The organism is Arthrobacter sp. C9C5 (assembly GCF_013359735.1).
Lineage (GTDB): Bacteria > Actinomycetota > Actinomycetes > Actinomycetales > Micrococcaceae > Arthrobacter.
The window spans coordinates 102,764-120,563 of the sequence record NZ_JABFMX010000007.1 but is presented as its reverse complement, the minus strand read 5'-3'; the positions used below and the strand labels follow the sequence as shown (position 1 = coordinate 120,563).

Annotated in this window: 21 protein-coding genes; 11 read left to right on the top strand and 10 right to left on the bottom strand. The window is 67.7% G+C overall.

The genetic code is table 11. From position 1 onward, the window contains the following. Positions 1–49: 49 nt before the first annotated feature. The 3 genes from recR (at position 50) to HNO80_RS07530 (ending at position 3,028) form a co-directional block, all read left to right on the top strand. Positions 50–649, top strand: coding sequence for a recombination mediator RecR (recR, locus tag HNO80_RS07540; protein WP_146335883.1), 600 nt, complete (start codon positions 50–52; stop codon positions 647–649). Positions 650–657: 8 nt separating this feature from the next. Further along, positions 658–1,236 (top strand): GNAT family N-acetyltransferase, encoded by a 579-nt coding sequence (locus HNO80_RS07535; protein ID WP_175322226.1) that lies wholly within the window; start codon positions 658–660, stop codon positions 1,234–1,236. Between the two features lie 433 nt (positions 1,237–1,669). After that, complete coding sequence (locus tag HNO80_RS07530) at positions 1,670–3,028, top strand: aspartate kinase (RefSeq protein WP_175322225.1); 1,359 nt, start codon at positions 1,670–1,672, stop codon at positions 3,026–3,028. A 94-nt stretch (positions 3,029–3,122) separates the two neighbouring features. Here the strand turns inward: HNO80_RS07530 and HNO80_RS07525 are convergent, their stop codons facing one another. Together HNO80_RS07525 and HNO80_RS07520 are read right to left on the bottom strand one after the other, a co-directional pair. Further along, positions 3,123–3,356, bottom strand: a complete 234-nt coding sequence (locus HNO80_RS07525; protein WP_175322224.1) for a hypothetical protein — start codon at positions 3,354–3,356, stop codon at positions 3,123–3,125. A gap of 170 nt (positions 3,357–3,526) precedes the next feature. Continuing rightward, entirely contained in the window at positions 3,527–3,751 is a 225-nt protein-coding gene (locus HNO80_RS07520) for a hypothetical protein (RefSeq protein WP_175322223.1), read from the bottom strand. A gap of 78 nt (positions 3,752–3,829) precedes the next feature. Between HNO80_RS07520 and HNO80_RS07515 the strand changes: the two genes are divergently transcribed. The 4 genes from HNO80_RS07515 (at position 3,830) to HNO80_RS07500 (ending at position 6,283) form a co-directional block, all read left to right on the top strand. After that, positions 3,830–4,324, top strand: a complete 495-nt coding sequence (locus HNO80_RS07515) for a MarR family winged helix-turn-helix transcriptional regulator (protein WP_175322222.1) — start codon at positions 3,830–3,832, stop codon at positions 4,322–4,324. Between the two features lie 69 nt (positions 4,325–4,393). Continuing rightward, positions 4,394–4,951, top strand: coding sequence for an SSI family serine proteinase inhibitor (locus HNO80_RS07510; protein ID WP_175322221.1), 558 nt, complete (start codon positions 4,394–4,396; stop codon positions 4,949–4,951). Then, positions 4,926–5,906 (top strand): 3-methyladenine DNA glycosylase, encoded by a 981-nt coding sequence (locus HNO80_RS07505; RefSeq protein WP_249777213.1) that lies wholly within the window; start codon positions 4,926–4,928, stop codon positions 5,904–5,906. The genes HNO80_RS07510 and HNO80_RS07505 overlap by 26 nt, the downstream gene beginning before the upstream one ends. Beyond that, positions 5,903–6,283: a subtilase-type protease inhibitor gene (locus tag HNO80_RS07500; RefSeq protein WP_175322220.1), complete on the top strand. Its 381-nt coding sequence runs from the start codon at positions 5,903–5,905 to the stop codon at positions 6,281–6,283. The genes HNO80_RS07505 and HNO80_RS07500 overlap by 4 nt, the downstream gene beginning before the upstream one ends. 67 nt (positions 6,284–6,350) lie before the next feature. Here the strand turns inward: HNO80_RS07500 and HNO80_RS07495 are convergent, their stop codons facing one another. Both HNO80_RS07495 and HNO80_RS07490 read right to left on the bottom strand, forming a co-directional pair. Beyond that, positions 6,351–9,560 (bottom strand): S8 family serine peptidase, encoded by a 3,210-nt coding sequence (locus HNO80_RS07495; RefSeq protein ID WP_502707828.1) that lies wholly within the window; start codon positions 9,558–9,560, stop codon positions 6,351–6,353. A gap of 339 nt (positions 9,561–9,899) precedes the next feature. Next, positions 9,900–10,085 (bottom strand): hypothetical protein, encoded by a 186-nt coding sequence (locus HNO80_RS07490; RefSeq protein ID WP_175322219.1) that lies wholly within the window; start codon positions 10,083–10,085, stop codon positions 9,900–9,902. Between the two features lie 227 nt (positions 10,086–10,312). Between HNO80_RS07490 and purS the strand changes: the two genes are divergently transcribed. The 3 genes from purS to purL are packed head-to-tail and all read left to right on the top strand — an operon-like array spanning position 10,313 to position 13,654. Continuing rightward, positions 10,313–10,564: a phosphoribosylformylglycinamidine synthase subunit PurS gene (purS, locus tag HNO80_RS07485; protein ID WP_011690410.1), complete on the top strand. Its 252-nt coding sequence runs from the start codon at positions 10,313–10,315 to the stop codon at positions 10,562–10,564. Between the two features lies 1 nt (position 10,565). Then, the gene (gene purQ, locus HNO80_RS07480) at positions 10,566–11,324 is read left to right on the top strand and encodes a phosphoribosylformylglycinamidine synthase subunit PurQ (RefSeq protein WP_175322218.1); all 759 of its coding nucleotides are present in this window, start codon (positions 10,566–10,568) and stop codon (positions 11,322–11,324) included. Further along, positions 11,321–13,654: a phosphoribosylformylglycinamidine synthase subunit PurL gene (gene purL, locus HNO80_RS07475; RefSeq protein WP_175322217.1), complete on the top strand. Its 2,334-nt coding sequence runs from the start codon at positions 11,321–11,323 to the stop codon at positions 13,652–13,654. The genes purQ and purL overlap by 4 nt, the downstream gene beginning before the upstream one ends. Before the next feature lie 76 nt (positions 13,655–13,730). On the opposite strand, the gene HNO80_RS07470 is transcribed toward purL, so the two are convergent. From HNO80_RS07470 to HNO80_RS07445, 6 genes are all read right to left on the bottom strand, one after another. Further along, a complete protein-coding gene (locus tag HNO80_RS07470; protein WP_175322216.1) occupies positions 13,731–14,024 on the bottom strand; it encodes a DUF503 domain-containing protein in 294 nt (97 codons plus the stop codon). 38 nt (positions 14,025–14,062) lie between these two features. Beyond that, positions 14,063–14,380: a putative quinol monooxygenase gene (locus HNO80_RS07465; RefSeq protein WP_175322215.1), complete on the bottom strand. Its 318-nt coding sequence runs from the start codon at positions 14,378–14,380 to the stop codon at positions 14,063–14,065. 63 nt (positions 14,381–14,443) lie between these two features. Further along, on the bottom strand, positions 14,444–15,046 hold the full coding sequence (locus HNO80_RS07460; protein ID WP_175322214.1) for a tetratricopeptide repeat protein: 603 nt from the start codon (positions 15,044–15,046) through the stop codon (positions 14,444–14,446). A 12-nt stretch (positions 15,047–15,058) separates the two neighbouring features. Beyond that, positions 15,059–15,607, bottom strand: coding sequence for a DUF1990 domain-containing protein (locus HNO80_RS07455; RefSeq protein WP_175322213.1), 549 nt, complete (start codon positions 15,605–15,607; stop codon positions 15,059–15,061). Beyond that, entirely contained in the window at positions 15,604–16,017 is a 414-nt protein-coding gene (locus HNO80_RS07450) for an MmcQ/YjbR family DNA-binding protein (RefSeq protein WP_175322212.1), read from the bottom strand. The genes HNO80_RS07455 and HNO80_RS07450 overlap by 4 nt, the downstream gene beginning before the upstream one ends. A 66-nt stretch (positions 16,018–16,083) precedes the next feature. Continuing rightward, positions 16,084–16,509: a CoA-binding protein gene (locus tag HNO80_RS07445; protein WP_175322211.1), complete on the bottom strand. Its 426-nt coding sequence runs from the start codon at positions 16,507–16,509 to the stop codon at positions 16,084–16,086. A 338-nt stretch (positions 16,510–16,847) separates the two neighbouring features. Between HNO80_RS07445 and HNO80_RS07440 the strand changes: the two genes are divergently transcribed. Next, positions 16,848–17,708, top strand: coding sequence for an ABC transporter ATP-binding protein (locus HNO80_RS07440; RefSeq protein WP_175322210.1), 861 nt, complete (start codon positions 16,848–16,850; stop codon positions 17,706–17,708). Positions 17,709–17,800 lie beyond the last annotated feature (92 nt).

The following is a 17,800-nucleotide window of genomic DNA, read 5'->3' as shown; positions in this document are numbered from 1 at the left end:
CTCCCGGCGGCCGCGCGGGCCGCTACTCCCCCAAACGAACGAGGAAATTGTGTACGAAGGTGCAGTTCAGGAGCTGATCGACGAGCTCGGCCGCCTTCCCGGCGTCGGACCCAAGTCCGCCCAGCGGCTTGCCTTCCACATCCTCGAAGCCGATCCGCAGGACATGAAGCGCCTGGTCGAGGCCATCACGACGGTGAAGGAGCGGGTGAAGTTCTGCACGGTGTGCGGGAACGTCACCGAGCAGGAGCTGTGCAACATCTGCCGGGATCCGCGCCGCGACCCCTCCGTGATCTGCGTTGTGGAGGAGTCCAAGGACGTGCTGGCGGTGGAGCGCACCCGCTCCTTCCGCGGCCGGTATCACGTACTGGGCGGCGCCATTAACCCGATTGCCGGGATCGGCCCGGAACAGCTTCGGATCCGCGAGCTGCTCACCCGGCTCAACGACGGCGCCATCCAGGAAATCATCATCGCGACGGACCCCAACCTCGAGGGCGAAGCAACGGCCACCTACCTCGCCCGGATGCTCAAGTCGATCGGCATCGCCGTCACGCGGCTCGCGTCCGGCCTCCCGGTCGGCGGAGACCTCGAATATGCCGACGAAGTCACGCTGGGCCGCGCCTTCGAAGGCCGCCGCAACGCGCTGAGCTGACGGGCCCCGTGGCCCCCGACGGCGGCACTCCCGCCACGATCAGCACCGAACGCCTGATCCTGCGTCCGTTGACCGCCGACGACGACGGCGCCGTCCTGCGGTTCCGCGGCAACCCGGATGCCGTGCGGTATCTCTCCCACGAAGCCCTCAGCGCGGACGCGAACAGCGCCCGGTCGCGGAAAGTGCTGGCTGCTGCGGCGGCTTCCACTGCAGAGTGGTTCAACTTCGGCTGGGCCATCCAGCTCCGGGCCAGCGGGGACGTCATTGGAGACGGCCGGACCTGGAACTCAGAGGATCCCCCGGTGCCCGGCAGGATCCCTGCCCATGCCGCGAACCTGGGCTACATCCTGCACCCGGACCACCACGGGCTCGGCCTCGGCAGGGAAGCCGCCGGGGCCCTTGCGGAATGGTTGTTCACCGCCCGTGGAAGCCGGACTGTCTTCGCCGGCGTCTACGAACCCAACCTCCCCTCGCGCAGGCTGCTGGAAAGCCTGGGCTTCCGCCCGGACCGCTATTTCACCGCGGCCGAGGACACCGCAGGCAAGAAGCTTCCGTCCTGGCGCTACCGGCTCGACCGGCCCGACTGAACCAGTTAACTCGGGGCAGGCGGACCGGGCAGTCCAGGGCAGCGGCCCCGCGCAAACACGGCCCCGACCAATCATGGTCCCGCGCAATCATGGCCCCGCCCAATCATGGCCCCGCCGGGCGTTGGACATGCCCAACTGCGCCCGCCGCGAATGGACATAGTGCCTATATGTCCATCCTTCGTGCCCAGCAGCGGGCATGTCCGAAGCCGCAGGGGGACATGTCCACTTCCCGGGACGGACGAAGGGCATGTCCGCCGGGGCGGGCGCCAAGAGCGGGCACCGGAAGCGGCCCGGCACCGTCTGGCGTTCGGTCACAATTCAACTCCGGGCCGCCGACGGCGATAAACTTGGTTCAGAAGTAGCTGTCGCGCCGTTCGGTTGCGCCGTTTAGTAGCTTCGCCCAGAACCCCGATGATCCAGTGAGGGTGCGCGCATGAGTTTGCCCACTACCGAAGTCCACCCCGGACCGCAGCCGCAGGAGCTGCCGGCGATTCCTGCCGCCACCAAGCACCTCGTCGTGAAGAAGTTCGGCGGTTCCTCCGTGGCGGACGCGGAAGGTATCAAGCGGGTCGCGCGGCGCGTGGTGGACGCCCACAACGCCGGCGATGAAGTCGTCGTCGTGGTTTCCGCGATGGGCGACACCACCGACGAACTCCTCGACCTGGCCGCCCAGGTGACCGACTCCGCACCGGCCCGGGAAATGGACATGCTCCTCTCCGCCGGCGAGCGCATCTCCATGGCCCTGCTCGCGATGGCCATCAACAAATACGGCGCCTCCGCCCAGTCCTTTACTGGTTCGCAGGCCGGCATGATCACCGACGGCATCCACGGCAAGGCTCGGATCATCGACGTCGACCCGCACCGGATCCGCACGGCCCTGGACAAGGGGCACATCGCGATTGTCGCCGGCTTCCAGGGCATGAGCCGCACGACGAATGAGATCACCACGCTCGGCCGGGGAGGCTCGGACACGACGGCGGTGGCGCTGGCCGCGGCCCTCGACGCCGACGTCTGCGAGATCTTCACCGATGTCGACGGCATCTACACCGCGGACCCGCGCGTTGTCCCGTCCGCCCGGAAGATCGACCGCATCTCCAGCGAGGAAATGCTGGAACTCGCGGCCTCCGGTGCCAAGATCCTGCACCTGCGCTGCGTGGAATACGCGCGCCGCTTCGGGGTGCCGCTGCACGTCCGTTCCTCATTCAGCCAGAACGAAGGCACCTGGGTCCTGCCCAGCGCCGATGACAAGATCACGATTCAAGAGGGAGTTGCCTTGGAGCAGCCAATCATCTCCGGCGTTGCACACGACCGTTCCGAAGCCAAGGTCACGGTGGTCGGCGTTCCGGACATCCCCGGCAAGGCTGCGGCCATCTTCCAGGTCATCGCCGACGCGCACTCCAACATCGACATGATCGTCCAGAACGTCTCCACCCACGGCACCGGCCGGACGGACATCTCCTTCACGCTGCCGATCGTCGAAGGCGCCGACGCCCTCGCCGCCCTCCGCGCCGCCCAGGCCGAGATCGGCTTCGAGAACATCGAGTACAACGAGAAGATCGGCAAGCTGTCCCTGATCGGCGCCGGAATGCGCTCGCACCCGGGCGTCTCGGCACGGTTCTTCGCGGCACTCTCCGAGGCCGGGATCAACATCAACATGATCTCCACCTCGGAAATCCGCATCTCGGTGGTGACCCACGCCGACCTGCTGGACGACGCCGTCCGCGCCATCCACAAGGCCTTCGACCTGGACAGCGAGGACGAGGCAACGGTTTACGGCGGCACGGGCCGCTAGGACTTCCGGAGGCCACGGATCGCTTCGCGGCCGACAGGAAAGGGAGCGGCACCTGCCGCTCCCTTTTTTCGTTTCCGTCCTGCCTCCGTGCGGGTCAGACTTGTTCCTTCGGGAGATCTTCCCGGCGGACGGCGTAATGATGTCCCTGCGAGTCGGTCTCCACTTCGAAGCCTGCGAGATCGGCCTCCGAGGCGTGCTCGTAGTCATCGTGCCTGTGCACGACCGGCGCGGAGGTATCCCCCCGCGAGGCAGGGCCAAACAGGAACCGCACCCAGGACGACGGGTGCAGGTGCCGGCTCAGTGCAGCCTTCCTCAGTGCATGTGCCATATTTCCCACCCCCTCTCCTGCTGACTGGCCACTTCCTGCTAATGGCCATTCGGAACAGCGGTGGCGCGGGCGGCGCCAGTGTGCTCATTTTACGCCCGACGGCGGCAAAAGGCGCGGCGGGCAAGGTCGGATCCCCGCCGGGGTCAGGCAGCGGCGCGGCCCGGGCCGGTCTAGCGCAGGGACTTGTCCTCTGGGTTGCGGGGCACCACGTAGGTGCTGCCGTCTGGCCGGTGCAGGGTCTCCCACTGCTGGGTCTCGGCCTGCCGCTGGGCCAGCAGCTGGCGGTTCTGCTCGGTCATCTCATGGCCGAGCGAGGTTCGGCTGGCCGGGCCAAAGACGGCCCGCAGCTTTCCGGTCGCCCGCATGAACCGCTGGGCGGTGTTGTCCTTCGCCATCGCTACCCACTCCTTCGTACCAGATGTTCCACCAGTGTACGCTAATCATTAGCGCACTAACTATTTGAAGGAGGCCGGATGACCGATGTCATCGGAACCCGCGGAAGTTCCGCAGCCGCCGTCGTGGACGAGGATCTCCTGCTGGAACACCAGCTCTGTTTCGCACTGACCGTCGCATCCCGCAGCGTGGTCGGCGCCTACAAACCGGTGCTCGACAAGCTGGGACTTACCCACCCGCAATACCTCGTGATGCTCTGCCTGTGGGAATCCAGCCCCCGGACCGTCCGAGACATCAGCGATGCCCTCGCCCAGGAACCCGCCACGATTTCGCCGCTGCTGCGGCGGCTTGAAGCGGCGGGCTACATCACCCGGCAACGGGCCGAGGGCAACGAGCGCAGCCTCGCCGTGCGGCTGACGCCCCGCGGCGCGGCGCTGAGGGAACAGGCAACGGCGGTCCCCGGCACCATGATGGCGCGGCTGGGCCTGGACCGGGAGCAGGTCGGCGAACTGCATGCCGCCATGATGCGGCTCATCGACGCCACCCGGGCGGCGGACGGCAATACCCGCAGCTAGGGTACTTCCGGCCCACGCCCGGGACCCGCCGCGGCGCTAGAATGGGGCTGAGACCGAGGAGAAGAGCCCATGCGCAAGAACCTGATTCCCACAGCGCTCATCTTGATGACGGCCGTCGGACTGGCCGCCTGCTCACCGGGCGGCGGACCTGCGCCGAGCGCCTCGTCCACCAGCCCTGCTTCCGCCTCCGCCTCGTCGCCGGGCGGCACCCCCTCCGCCGACACCGAAACCACCGCCCCGGCCCCCTCGCCGTCGGCCGAGGCCCCTACCGCCGGGCCTGGGCAGGGCAACGCCGAGCTGGCCATCATGATCAAGCCCTCCGAAAGCGCGAAGGCCGTCAACTACACCCTGGTCTGCCAGAACGGCGTTCCGGCGGCGGAAAGCAAGCACCCCCGTGCCGCTGCGGCCTGCGCCGCCCTGAAGAAGAATGCGGCGCTCCTCAGCCCCGTACCCCGGGCCACGGATCAGGCGTGCACCCAGCAGTATGGCGGCCCGGACCAGGCGACCGTCACCGGTTCCGTGGACGGCAAGGCAGTCGAGTCGAAGTTCGGCCTGCGGGACGGTTGCGAGATCGCCCAGTGGAAGGCCGCAAAGGACATCCTTGGCTCAACCGGAGGGGCTGTCTAAACTGCAGCACCTTCCGCAGGACGACTGGCTGGCGCGCGAAGCCGCCCACCAGCAGCGCGTCCGCACCTATTCCGATCCCTACCTCGCCCGGAGGTCGGCCGGCCAAAAACACCCGGTGGAAGACTTCCTCTTCACCTACTACACCCAAAAACCCGGCCAGCTGCTGCGCTGGCACCCGGGCGCCGGCGTCGTGCTGTCCGGACCGGCGGCAGCGGAGCGCTCCGGCTGGAAGTACTACCGCGTGCCCGACGCCGGCGAACTCGCCGCCGCGGGGCTGGCGCCCGGCACGGACGCCGTGACGGTCGACGTCGAACGGTTCCTCAGCGAACGGCGCGACGCCGTGCAGTTTGCCGGCATCATCCTGGCGGGGACGGCCGCCCGGCCGGCGCAGTTCGGCTGCTTCGGCCTGCACGAGTGGGCCATGGTCTACCGGCAGGACAAGTTCGAGCTGCGGCACGAGTACCTGACGCTGCGGCTCGGTTCCGAGCAGACGGACCGGGTGGTCGAGGACAACCGGATCAGGTGCTCGCATTTCGACGCGTTCCGCTTCTACACCCCGGACGCGGTGCCGCTGAACACCCTTGAGCCGAGCCGCGAGAACCAACGGACCATGGAACAGCCCGGCTGCCTGCACGCCAACATGGACCTGTACAAGTGGGCCTACAAGCTGGCGCCCGCGCTGCCCAGCGAGCTGGTCATGGACTGCTTCGAGCTCTCCTGGCGGATCCGCGCGATGGACATGCAGGCCTCCCCCTACGAACTGAGCGAGTGGGGTTATCCGCCGATCCGGATCGAGACGCCGGACGGCAAGGCCGAATACGTGGAGCACCAGCGGGCCTTCGCCGACGCCTCGCAGGAACTACGCCGACGGCTGCTGCACGAGCTCACGCCGCTGCTGGAGGCCGCCGCCATTGCGGTTCCCCCGCTTCCCGCCGCCCGGGAAGGACGCCCATGACGGCCACCCACGGAGCGGACAGCCCGCACGACGTCGACCTCACCATCCGGCTGACGGAGGCGCCTGGGGCACCGGAGGTAAGTTTCCGCCTGGTCGCCGACGACGGCGGACCCTCCGCCACGTCCACCCTGCCGGATCCCGCCGCGGCACTCGAGGCACTCCGCCAGCACGGTGAGGAGATCTTCTTCCCCCAGCCCGGTCCGCCCCGGTTGTGCACCCAGCAGTACGGCGGCCCGCAGGTGGCCGTGGTCACCGGGCGCTACCTGGGCCGCGAGGTCCGCAGCGAATTCCGCCGCACCGACGGCTGCGAAATCGCCCGCTGGCGCGCCATGGCACCGCTGCTGGGCGGCACGCCAGGATCCACCGGAGCCATTTAGGGCGGGCATTAAACAGCGATGGCCGGCGGTGCAAACCGCCGGCCATCGCTGTTCTTAGTTCAACTGCCTAGATGGCGTTGTTCGGAGCCTTGGACAGATCCGCGTTCTGGATCTTGCCCTTCTCCTTCTTCACCTTCTTGCCCTTCTCCTTCTTGTCCTTGTGATCCTTGCCGTTGTGCTTACCCTGGTCCGTGCTCTCGCCGGGGCCGTCGTTGCTGTCCTGGTCCTCGGAAGTCGGCGGAACCACTACGGCGCCGGCCGGGGTCACCAGCACGCTGACGAACGTCGGCTCACTGGCGCCTGCGTACGTCACGCGTCCGATGTAGGAGCCGACTGCCAGCCCCTTCCAGTTCATCGTGACCTGGCCGGACGTTCCGTTCGCGAGCCGCAGCGGGTTCGGGGTCAGAGTCGCGTTGCCGACGTTGGCGCCAAGGACGGCCGCATCGACGCTTCCCTTCGTAGCCTGGCCGTTGGGGCTGGCGTAAAGGTTGACGAAGATCCGGTACGTTCCCGGAGCCGGGTTGGGGATGGACAGGGACTCACTCGCCGAGGACGTAGCAACCTGAACCAGCTGGTTGGCCGGGGTCACGACGTACATGTCGAAGTCCGCATTCGGGTCCGAGGACAGGGCGGAGAACTTGGCCAGCGGCGCACCGGCCGGGACCTGGACCGTCTTTCCGAAGTTCGATGCATCATTGGCTCCGAGGATCGCATCGCCGGGCACCAGCTCGATGGCAGACGAGTCGGCCTTGGACAGGCCGTCGAGGGTCATGTTGATCGGGCTGTTGCTGCCGGAGACCACCTTGATGGCACCGGAGCCGGTGCCGCCCTCGGAGGTGAAGGCCACGTCGCCGGCCGCCACGACCGCCTGCGGGCGGACAGCAACCGGGGACGCGACGTTCTTGTTTGCACCCTGCCAGGTCAGCGTGCCCATGGCGAACTTGCCCAGGGCCGCGTTCTGGTTTTCGAACGAGACCTTGAAGGTCTTCTTGTCGCCGGCGTAGCCAAAGTTCAGGATGGACGGCGTTACGGTCACCTTGACGCCCGGCACATCGGCCTTGACGCGGTAGGTGCCCGGGGTCAGTGCGGTCAGCGTGCGGGTGACCTCAATCTTGCCTGTGAGGTTGCCCAGCGCGAAGGACGGTACGTTCATGTCCCGCGGCTTGGTCACGCCGAGTCCCGGCATGCCGAGGTCGACGCCGGTGCCCTGGATGAACTTCAGGTAGTCCTCGTCATTGGCGTCATATACCAGGCCCGGATCCAGCACGCGGGCCGGATCGACCTGGCCTGCACCCGTTGCGAAGACGTCCGGGTCCTTGCTTCCGTTGGGAAGCTTGACGTCGCCGGCGGTGGTCATCATCGCGGACTTCACCATGGCCGGGGACCACTTCGGGTTCTTGCCGAGGATCAGCGCGCCGAATCCCGCTACGTGCGGTGCAGCCATGGACGTACCGGACATGAAGCCGAAGTTGTCCCCGCCCGTGCCGATCGGCGAAACGCCGGCCAGTACGGCCACACCGGGAGCGGCGACGTCCGGCTTCAGCAGGTCTGAACCGGTGGCGAGGAGCGGGCCGCGGGAGGAGAAGCCGGCAATCTGCGGCTGCGCCTCGAGCGGAAGCCCGGTGGTGTCCTTGTTGACGAGGGACACCTTGACGGCCGGGTTCGCGGCCACCTTGGACTTGATGGCCTCGGTGGCCGGCGGGTTCACGTGGACGGTCGGGACGGAGTGCTTGTCCGTATCGAGCGAGGAGTTGCTCAAGTTCACGAGGATCATGCCGACGCCGCCGCCGCGCTTGACCTCCGCGCTCTTGGCAACACGGTCAAAGACGCCGCGGTCACAGACCACAACATTGCCGGCGACCTTGGCGGGGTCCAGAGTGTCGGGTCCGCACAGTGCCGCATTGGTGTCCCCGGCGGTGGCGGCCGCATTGGCTGCCAGCACCACACCTGCGTCCTTGACCTCGCGGTTCATGATGCTGGCGCCGCGGAACTTGGTGCCGTCAGAGAACTCAACGGTGCCCTGCAGTTCCTGCGAGAAGCTGCTTGCGGCAACCGTGGTCAGCCACGGCGCGCCATGGTTGACCGTGCTCGCGGTTGGACCCGAGTTGCCGGCCGAGGCGGAGACGAAGATGCCCGCCGATGCGGCAGACAGGAAGGCCATGGACACCGGGTCGGTGGTGGTGGTCGTGGAGCCCGAGATCGAGTAGTTCAGCACGTCGACGCCGTCCTGAATTGCCTGATCGATGGCCGCCACGGATGCCGAGGAATAGCAGCCGCCGGTGTTGGGGTCCGTGTCTTCCCAGCAGACCTTGTAGATAGACAGCTTGGCAGCCGGAGCCATGCCGCTGGTCAGCCCGAAGCTGCGGCCGTCAACGAAGGTCTCCACATTGGCGTTGCCCGCGGCGGTGCTGGCCGTGTGCGTGCCGTGGCTGGCGACGTCGACCGGAGAGAGTTTCTCCAGCGGAGAGCGGTTCTCGGGTTTGACATAGCTCCTGAAGTCGTCGGCAAAGTAGTGCGCCGCGAGCACCTTGGAGTTGCAGGCCGAACCGTCAAAGTCCGCACCGGTTTCGGTGCCCTTCTGGCACTCGCCGACGAAGGTGTCGCCGTCGGCCTTGAGCATGGCGATCTTTCCGTCCTCCGTGCGGTACGGCACACCGACCACCGGGCTGCCGACGAGCGGCTTGACCTGATCGCCGGCGAAGAATGCGCTGCCCGGCGTGTAGCCGGTGTCGATAACACCGACGACGACGCCCTTGCCGGCCGCCGCCTGGCCGCCGAACTTGGTGTTCCAGGTGCCATTGGCGCCGCTGAGCTTGAGGAAATCGGTACTGGAGTAGTCAGGGGCGTTCTCGGTGTCAGGGGCAACCACCAGCACGTCCGGGTTCTTCGCCAGCTTGATTGCCTGGTCTGACGTCAGGTTCGCACTAAAGCCGTTGACCGCCGCGGTGAACTGGCGCTTGATCGCGACGTTCTGCTTCCCGGCGACTTCGGCCTGCTTTTTCTCGAGGTGGGCTTCGTATTGCCGGACGGCCGGTTTCTTGGTGTCCAGCTTCTTGCCTTGCTGCGGCTTGGTCGGCGCCAATCCCGCCGTCCCGCCGTCATACGTGGCTGCCGGTTTCTCCGCCAGCACGACGATGTACCGACCATCCCGGTAGTTGGCGGGGTCCAGATTCTTCTGCGCGATTCCGGCAACGGTGGATCCCTGGGCCGGCGCCGCGGTGGCGGGCGCAATGGCGACTGTTGACAGGAGAACCGGCAAGCCCAGGGTCAGTGCCACGGCCCTCCGGAGTCCCCCGCTTCGAAGGAAGCTCTTTCCTGGTGATTTCACGAGTGATTTGAACCTTTCAGAAGGAACGGTCCCGGCGCCATTGCCGGGGACGACGGTCTGGTACGGGTGCGGGAACAGTAGTTGACTCCCGCCCCCACGGACACCAGCCGATTCATACAGTACAGACTGAGAGCCAGATATGACATAGGCCACAATCGACTAATCAAAATTAGTCATATCCCTCGACAACCGGGGTTGTCCCAAGGGCATGGCAAAGCCGGGACGGCGGCGCCGTCCCGGCTTTGGGCGGGAGTTACTGGGGGGCCGCTACGCGCTGGCGGCGGCGGGCTACTGGCGGGGTGTTCGGACAACCTCGCTGATCCAGGCCCTCGTCTTGTCATCAAGGGGACCGGCTACGTTGCTGGACCTGGCCGCCCGGTCCGCCTTGATCTTCTGCAGCACCATCCTGCCGAGGCCCGCGAAGACCGCGGCGGCCATCACAGGAAGCAACACGGATCTAGATTTCTCAGCCATGGGCCTCATCCTACTGAGCGCACCGTGCGGAGACCATAGCCGCCCCGGACCCGGGCCGCCGGGAGCACCGCCTGGTCACGAATGCGCCGTGATGCACGCCGCCCGGTAGAATGGGGGTGCAAGCTCGCGGAGCGCCCGTATCACGTTGTCACCACACATCAGATCGGCGTGAGACGGCACTACTCCGCTGCGCCCTTTACCCAATGCTCACGCACAGGAGTTGCCGGATGCCCCGGATCGTTGTCGACGTCATGCCCAAGCCCGAGATTCTCGACCCGCAGGGGAAGGCCATCGTGGGTGCACTGCCCCGCCTGGGCTTCACCGCTTTCAGCTCTGTCCGCCAGGGCAAGCGCTTCGAACTGACCGTCGACGGCGAGGTGACCGAGGAGATCCTGGCCCAGGCCCGGAACGCCGCGGAAACCCTGCTCTCCAACCCGGTCATTGAGGACGTCGTCAACGTCGAGGTCGTCGAGGCCTGAGATGACTGAACTTCCCCTGATCGGTGAGGCCGTCGCCGTCGCCGCACACCCCCAGCTCGCTGGTGCGAGGATCGGCGTCGTCACCTTCCCGGGCACGCTCGATGACCGCGACGCAGCCCGCGCGGTGCGCCTGGCCGGCGCCACCCCGGTGGCCCTCTGGCACGCGGACACCAGCCTGGGCGACGTCGACGCCGTCGTGATCCCCGGCGGTTTCTCCTATGGCGACTACCTGCGCGCCGGCGCCATCTCGCGCTTCGCGCCGCTGATGGCGAAGGTCATCGACGCCGCCAACTCGGATGCCAAACTGCCGGTGCTTGGCATTTGCAACGGCTTCCAGATCCTCACCGAGTCGCACCTGCTGCCCGGCTCGATGATCAAGAACGACCACCTGAAGTTCCTCTGCCGGGACCAGGTCCTGCGGGTCGAAAACAACACGACCGACTGGACCCGCGACTATGCCCTCGGCCAGGAAATCACGGTGCCGCTGAAGAACCAGGACGGGCAGTACATCGCGGACGAGAAGACGCTCGACGCGCTTGAAGCGGAGGGCCGCGTGGTGTTCCGCTACGTCGGCTGGAACCCGAACGGCTCCCGCCGTGACATCGCCGGCATCTCCAACGCCGCCGGGAACGTCGTGGGCCTGATGCCGCACCCCGAGCACGCCGTCGAGGCCGGCTTCGGCCCGGAAGAAGGCTCCGGCACCGAGGGCCTCGGCTTCTTCACCTCTGTCCTGAACAAGATCGTGGGAGACAACAAATGACGGAGACACCCGCAGTGGCGGCGCCCGCGGAGACCGCCAAGAAGTTCAACATCGACACCGTGGAGAACGCGGCCCGGACCCCGGACACCGAGCTCCCCTGGGCCGAGCTGGGCCTGAAGCAGAACGAGTTCGACGAGGTCGTCAAGGTCCTCGGACGGCGCCCGACCGGCGCCGAGCTGGCCATGTACTCCGTGATGTGGAGCGAGCACTGCTCCTACAAGTCCTCCAAGAACCACCTGCGCCAGTTCGGCGAAAAGGTGACCGAGGAGATGAAGAAGGACATGCTCGTGGGCATCGGCGAAAACGCCGGTGTCACCAACCTGGGCGACGGCTGGGCCGTGACGTTCAAGATCGAGTCCCACAACTCGCCGTCGTTCGTGGAGCCCTACCAGGGTGCCGCGACCGGCATCGGCGGAATTGTCCGCGACATCATCTCGATGGGCGCCCGCCCGGTGGCCGTGATGGATCCGCTGCGGTTCGGCGCCATCGACCACCCGGACACCGCCCGCGTCATGCACGGCGCCGTGGCCGGCATCGGCGGTTACGGCAACTCCCTGGGCCTGCCGAACATCGGCGGCGAAATGGTCTTCGACTCCGTCTACCAGGGCAACCCGCTGGTCAACGCACTCGCCGTCGGCGTCATGCGGCACGAGGACATCCGCCTCGCCAACGCCTCCGGCAAGGGCAACAAGGTGGTGCTGTTCGGTGCCCGCACCGGCGGCGACGGGATCGGCGGCGCCTCGGTGCTCGCCTCGGAGTCCTTCGATGACACCAAGCCCTCCAAGCGCCCCGCCGTGCAGGTGGGCGACCCGTTCGCCGAGAAGGTCCTGATCGAATGCTGCCTGGAACTGTTCAAGGGATCCCTGGTTGAGGGCATCCAGGACCTGGGCGCGGCCGGCATTTCCTGCGCCACATCCGAGCTCGCCTCCAACGGCGACGGCGGGATGGAAGTCGAGCTGACCTCCGTGCTGCTGCGCGACCCCACGCTGACGCCGGGCGAGATCCTGATGTCCGAGTCGCAGGAACGCATGATGGCCGTGGTCACCCCGGAGAACATCGCCGCGTTCGAAGCGGTCATGGACAAGTGGGCCGTGGAGTACTCCTGGCTGGGCGAGGTCACCGACACCGGCCGCCTGATCATCACCTGGGACGGCGAAGTGATTGTCGACGTCGACCCGCGCACCGTGGCCCACGACGGCCCGGTCTACGACCGCCCGTACGCCCGCCCGGAGTGGCAGGACGCCGTCCAGGCCGACGCCTTCACCGGCTCCGTGCAGGACACCGGCCGCCCCGCCGCCCCGGCGGAACTGGCCGCCGCGGTCACCGAGCTCGTCGCCTCGCCGAACATGTGCTCCAAATCCTGGATCACCGACCAGTACGACCGCTACGTCGGCGGCAACACCGCCATGGCGTTCCCGGACGACGCCGGCGTGGTGCGGGTGGACGAGGAAACCGGCCTGGGCGTGGCCCTGGCCACCGACGCCAACGGCCGCTACACCTACCTCGATCCGTACCACGGCGCGCAGCTGGCCCTCGCCGAGGCGTACCGCAACGTGGCCACCTCCGGCGCCGTGCCGATGGCCGTCAGCGACTGCCTGAACTTCGGCTCCCCCGAGGATCCCGACGTCATGTGGCAGCTCGCCGAGGCCATCCGCGGCCTGTCCGACGCCTGCATGGTGCTCGGCATCCCGGTCACCGGCGGCAACGTCTCGCTCTATAACCAGACCGGAAGCGTTCCGATCCACCCCTCCCCGGTGGTCGCCGTGCTCGGCAAGCTGGACGACGTCGCCCGCCGCACACCCTCGGGCTGGCGCGAGGACGGCCAGGCCATCTACCTGCTGGGCACGACGGCGGCGGAACTCGACGGCTCGGAATGGTCCAACCTGCGCGGACACCTGGGCGGACTGCCGCCCAAGGTGGACCTCGCCGCGGAACGCGAGCTCGGTGAAATCCTGATCAACGCCTCGCGCGACGGCATGGTGGACTCCGCGCACGACCTCTCCGAAGGCGGCCTCGCGGCGGCCCTCGTGGAGTCTGCCCTGCGCTACGGCGTCGGTGCCCGCATTTCGCTGCAGGACGTGATGGACCGCGACGGCGTGGACCTGTTCACCGCGCTCTTCTCCGAGTCCCAGGCCCGCGCCATTGTGGCGGTGCCCCGCTCGGAGGAAATCCGGTTCAAGGACATGTGCACCGCCCGCGGCTTCGAGCACGTCCGGATCGGCGTCGTGGACGCGGAGAGCGGCAAGCTGGAGATCAACGGTGTCGACACCCTGGCCCTGGACGCACTCCGTGAAGCCCACGAGGGGACGCTGCCGAAGTACTTCGGCTAAGCCAAAAGCAACGCGGGGTCACTTACCGCCCATAAATCCCCTCAGGATGGGCGCTAAGTGACCCCGCGTTGTTTGGTCAGTCGTCGCTGCGGAGTTCGCGCTGGCGGGCGCTGAGCAGTTCGAGTTCGGGGCGCGCGGCTACAAAGCGTTCGATGGCGGCAAGCACGTCCACGAGGTGGGCCCGGTCCGCCGCGACCATTCCGGCGCCGATTACGGTCCGCCGGTACTGGTCGTGGTACTCCGCCTCGGTCACGGACACGTCGAAGCGTCGTTTGAGTTCGGCCAGCACGGGGCGGACCACGGAGCGCTTCTCCTTCAGGCTGTGCACGTCGCCGAGGAGGACGTCGAGTTCAATCCATCCGATCCACATGACTGAATTTTCCCATCGATCGGTCGGAGTTGGACGGGTTAGATGGTGAGCTCGCCCATCCGGTCCCAGCCCTCGCCGTCGAGCTGGCGGCTGATGATCCGGGGCGTCTCGGCCAGCGCCTGCGGCATGTCGGCCATGGCCTGCTTGAAGTGGCTGCTGTTGACATGGTCCCCGGCGGCGTCGTCCTTGAAGGCCTCGACCAGGACGAATTCATTGGGGTCCTCCACGCTGCGGGACCAGTCGAACCACAGGTTGCCGGGCTCCTGCCGGGTGGCCTGGGTGAAGTCCTCCACGAGGCCGAGCCAGCGCTCGGACCAATCGGGCTTGACCTTGAATTTAACGACGATGAAGATCACGGCTGGGCCTTTCGGTGGGGTACATCGGTCTTCCATTCTTGCAGTTGCAGTCCGGCCACCGGCTCAGCAGGCGTCGATGGCCGCCCGGGCGCGTTCCTGCTGCTGCGGTGTGCCCACCCGTTCCGCCCACTGCTCGGCCAGTTGGAACTCGACCATGGCCTCGGTGCATCGTCCCGCCTCGTGCAGGGTCCAGCCGAGGTTGTTGTGCAGCGCCACCATCCAGCGCCGGGTCCGGACGTCATGCACCGTGGACGCGTACTCCAGGGCACTCCGGGTCCACGTCTCGGCGTGCGCGTTGTCCGCGATCGCCAGCATGTGCAGGGCGTCGACGGCCAGGAAGTCCTCCCCCAAGTGGTCGGCGAGTTCGGCGGCCTGTTCGAACAGCGGGACCGCCATTTCGGCGTGGCCGCTGCTGTTCAGCACCCGGCCGCGTTCCAGCAGCACCCGGACGGCGACGGTGGGTTCGTCGCCGTCGATCGAGTCCAGCAGCGCGTCGGCTTCCTCGTACCGGCCCTGCAGCCCGATGGCCCGGCCCAGCTGGGTGGCGAACTCGGCCCGCTCGTCGTCGTCGTAAGCCGCGTCCACGATCGCCGCGCGGAAGCGGGCCTCCGAAAGGCCGGGGTCGTCAAAGTTCCAGAATTGGTCAAGGGTCTGTTGATTCAGCATGTTCTGCTCCTCTCAGTTCTCACCTGCGGCCAGTTCTTGCGCACTCCTAAGGTATCGGGAAGTGATGAGTCTTTGGGCCGCCCTGGCCACGGCTCCGCCGGCGGCATAGAACCAGTTGGCGTGCCTGCTGAACGCGGTAACGGTGAAAGTCACGGCGCCAGCGGCATCGATGGAAACCTCAAACGCCTCCTCGCCCCTTTCCGGATGACCCGGGAGCGTGCCGTAGCCGAATCCGGCCGACTGCGGGGCATCTCCAGGGTCCGGGCGGCGGACCCACACAACCTCACACGGCGCGTTGATTCTGAACGGTCCGATGCCGAATCCGTTGACAATCCGGGCACCGGACTCCACCGCCTCGGTCTCAACCCGCACCCTTAGCCCGGACCGGCGCTGGATCTGCCAGGCGAGGATCCCGTCGGCAACACGGCGGTAGGTGCGGTACCCCTGGCCCAGCTGGGCGCGGGTCTGGAACCGGTGGAAACCGTCCGGCGCCGTGCCGTCCTCGGTGGCGCCGATCCCGGGATAGTTCAGCTCGCCGTCGGCAATCCGCGGCCCCGTCACGGCTGGCCCTCCCCTTGGGCGAGCCGGGCCCAGCCGAGCTGCTCCTGCTGGCGGCGGCTCAGGCCGGCGACCACGAGGTCGTAGGAGTCCTCCACCATGTCGCGGACCATGGAATCCGGCAACGAACCGTCCAGTCGCACCCCGTTCCAGTGCCGCTTGTTCAGGTGCCAAGCGCCGCTGATTTCCGGATGCGCGGCCCGCAGTTGTTCGGCGAGCGCGGGTTCGCACTTCAAGCTCACTACGAGGTCATCCGGGTCCAGTGCGGACAGGGCGAACATCTTGGCCTCGTGCCGGGCCCCGCCGGGCACCGCGGCGCGGACCTTGAAGACCGCGGTGTCGGGGCCGAACGGATAGTCCTCGAAGGCCCCCGGGAAGCCCAGGCAAATCCTGCGGAGTGCTGCTGCGTCCATGCTCCCAGCCTAGCCCGGCCGGCGGCGGCAGCTACCGGCAGTGGCGGCCGTCAGCGGCAGCGGCCGTCAGAGGTCGAAGCGCGGCGCCTCCTGGGCCGGGCACGCGTTCATGACCACGTCCAGGCCGGCCGCCTTGGCACGTGCGGCGGCAGCCTCGTCGATGACGCCCAGCTGCAGCCAGACGGCCTTCGCCCCGACCGCGATCGCCTGGTCCACCACGTCCCCCACCTTCCGCGAATTCACGAAGCAATCGACGACGTCGAGCGGTTGCTTCGCGTCCGGGATGTCGGACAGCCTGGCGTAGCCCGTCTCGCCGTGTACCGGGGCGGCCGGAAGATTGACCGGGATGATCTCCATGCCGAGCCGGTCGCGGATGTACAGCGAGGTGTCGTAGGCGGCGCGCCATTCGTTGGTGGTCAGTCCCACGATCGCCCACCTGCCCTTGGTGCGCAGGAGGCGTTCGATAACCGCGGGGTCGTTCACATGGGTCATGTGCACAGCCTACGTCCCACCACTGACTGGGCCGTGGCGCGGCGGGGCGTCCGGGCGGTGCTCCGAATATTCGACCGGCGGTCCGCGCATCGCAGGCAGGTGTCCGAATATTACGCGCCGGATTTGGGGGAAATCGGCGATTCCGTTTTAGTGGGTAATGACCATCCCGAGCGGCCGAGAGACCTGGATCGATGAAGCCGCAGCAACCCTGGTCGTCGGATTTCCTCCCCGGAACCCGCCGATAGCAAGGTAGCGAGCCATGGGAACGGCCGGCCTGACCACCCGGGCCGAAGGCTCGTTCCGTAGGGTGCTACTGCCAGGACCGATGGAGTATCCCTATGACTGCTGTCCTGTCCCCCGCCTCAACTGTTGCGTCCGCGGACGCCTCCGCCGGGGAAACCACCCGCACGCCTGCGCTGCCGGTGTCCTTCCGCGGCCTGCGCCGCGCGTTCGGTTCCGGCAGCGAGGCTCACACCGTGCTCCGCGACGTGGACTTCGATGTCCGGACCGGTGAAGTCCTCGCCATCCTGGGCACGTCCGGCTGCGGCAAGTCCACCCTGCTGCGCGCCACCGCCGGCCTTGATGCCCCCACCGCCGGCGCCGTCGAGATCGACGGCGTCCCGGTCCAAGGCGTGGACGCCCGCTGCGCCTTCGCCTTCCAGGAGCCGCGGCTGCTGCCCTGGCACACCCTGCAGGCCAACATCGCCATCGGCCTGCCCACCGGTGTCAGCGCCAGGGACGGCAAGGCCAAGGTCGCCCGGCTCCTCGAACTCGTGGGCCTGCAGGATTTCGCCAAGCACCGGCCGCGCGAGGTCTCCGGCGGCATGGCCCAGCGCGCCTCGCTGGCCCGCGCCCTGGCCCGCAACCCGGGCGTCCTGCTGCTCGACGAACCCTTCGGCGCCCTCGACGCCCTGACCCGGATCAAGATGCAGGACCTGCTGCTGGAGGTCCACCGGGCGGAGCCGACCACCGTGCTGCTGGTGACCCACGACGTCGACGAAGCCCTCCAGCTGGCCGACCGCATCATCGTCCTCGGCAAGGAGCCAGGCCGCGCAACCGAATCCGGTGCCCCGGCGCCGGGCGCAACGATTGTCCGCACCGTCGTCGTCCCCGGCGAACGTCCTCGGGACCGGGCCTCGGCGGAGCTCGCCCGAATGCGGGCCTCGCTCCTGGCCAGCCTCGGCGTCGACGGCCACTAGCCGCCCCACCGCTCCCCGGACCTCCCGGCAGGACGCGCCAGAGCGTGCCGCGCCGGCTCGCTCCACCGTTCTTCACCTCCTCCGCACCCGCA

Excerpts from the sequence above, each read along its gene's own strand:
- HNO80_RS07520 (WP_175322223.1), bottom strand. The coding sequence starts at position 3,751 with ATGGCGAAGGACAACACCGCCCAGCGGTTCATGCGGGCGACCGGAAAG.
- HNO80_RS07490 (WP_175322219.1), bottom strand. The coding sequence starts at position 10,085 with ATGGCTGAGAAATCTAGATCCGTGTTGCTTCCTGTGATGGCCGCCGCG.
- HNO80_RS07525 (WP_175322224.1), bottom strand. The coding sequence starts at position 3,356 with ATGGCACATGCACTGAGGAAGGCTGCACTGAGCCGGCACCTGCACCCG.
- HNO80_RS07500 (WP_175322220.1), top strand. The coding sequence starts at position 5,903 with ATGACGGCCACCCACGGAGCGGACAGCCCGCACGACGTCGACCTCACC.
- HNO80_RS07510 (WP_175322221.1), top strand. The coding sequence starts at position 4,394 with ATGCGCAAGAACCTGATTCCCACAGCGCTCATCTTGATGACGGCCGTC.
- purL (WP_175322217.1), top strand. The coding sequence starts at position 11,321 with ATGACGGAGACACCCGCAGTGGCGGCGCCCGCGGAGACCGCCAAGAAG.
- HNO80_RS07440 (WP_175322210.1), top strand. The coding sequence starts at position 16,848 with ATGACTGCTGTCCTGTCCCCCGCCTCAACTGTTGCGTCCGCGGACGCC.
- HNO80_RS07460 (WP_175322214.1), bottom strand. The coding sequence starts at position 15,046 with ATGCTGAATCAACAGACCCTTGACCAATTCTGGAACTTTGACGACCCC.
- HNO80_RS07530 (WP_175322225.1), top strand. The coding sequence starts at position 1,670 with ATGAGTTTGCCCACTACCGAAGTCCACCCCGGACCGCAGCCGCAGGAG.
- purS (WP_011690410.1), top strand. The coding sequence starts at position 10,313 with ATGCCCCGGATCGTTGTCGACGTCATGCCCAAGCCCGAGATTCTCGAC.
- purQ (WP_175322218.1), top strand. The coding sequence starts at position 10,566 with ATGACTGAACTTCCCCTGATCGGTGAGGCCGTCGCCGTCGCCGCACAC.
- HNO80_RS07450 (WP_175322212.1), bottom strand. The coding sequence starts at position 16,017 with ATGGACGCAGCAGCACTCCGCAGGATTTGCCTGGGCTTCCCGGGGGCC.
- HNO80_RS07515 (WP_175322222.1), top strand. The coding sequence starts at position 3,830 with ATGACCGATGTCATCGGAACCCGCGGAAGTTCCGCAGCCGCCGTCGTG.
- HNO80_RS07445 (WP_175322211.1), bottom strand. The coding sequence starts at position 16,509 with ATGACCCATGTGAACGACCCCGCGGTTATCGAACGCCTCCTGCGCACC.
- HNO80_RS07470 (WP_175322216.1), bottom strand. The coding sequence starts at position 14,024 with ATGTGGATCGGATGGATTGAACTCGACGTCCTCCTCGGCGACGTGCAC.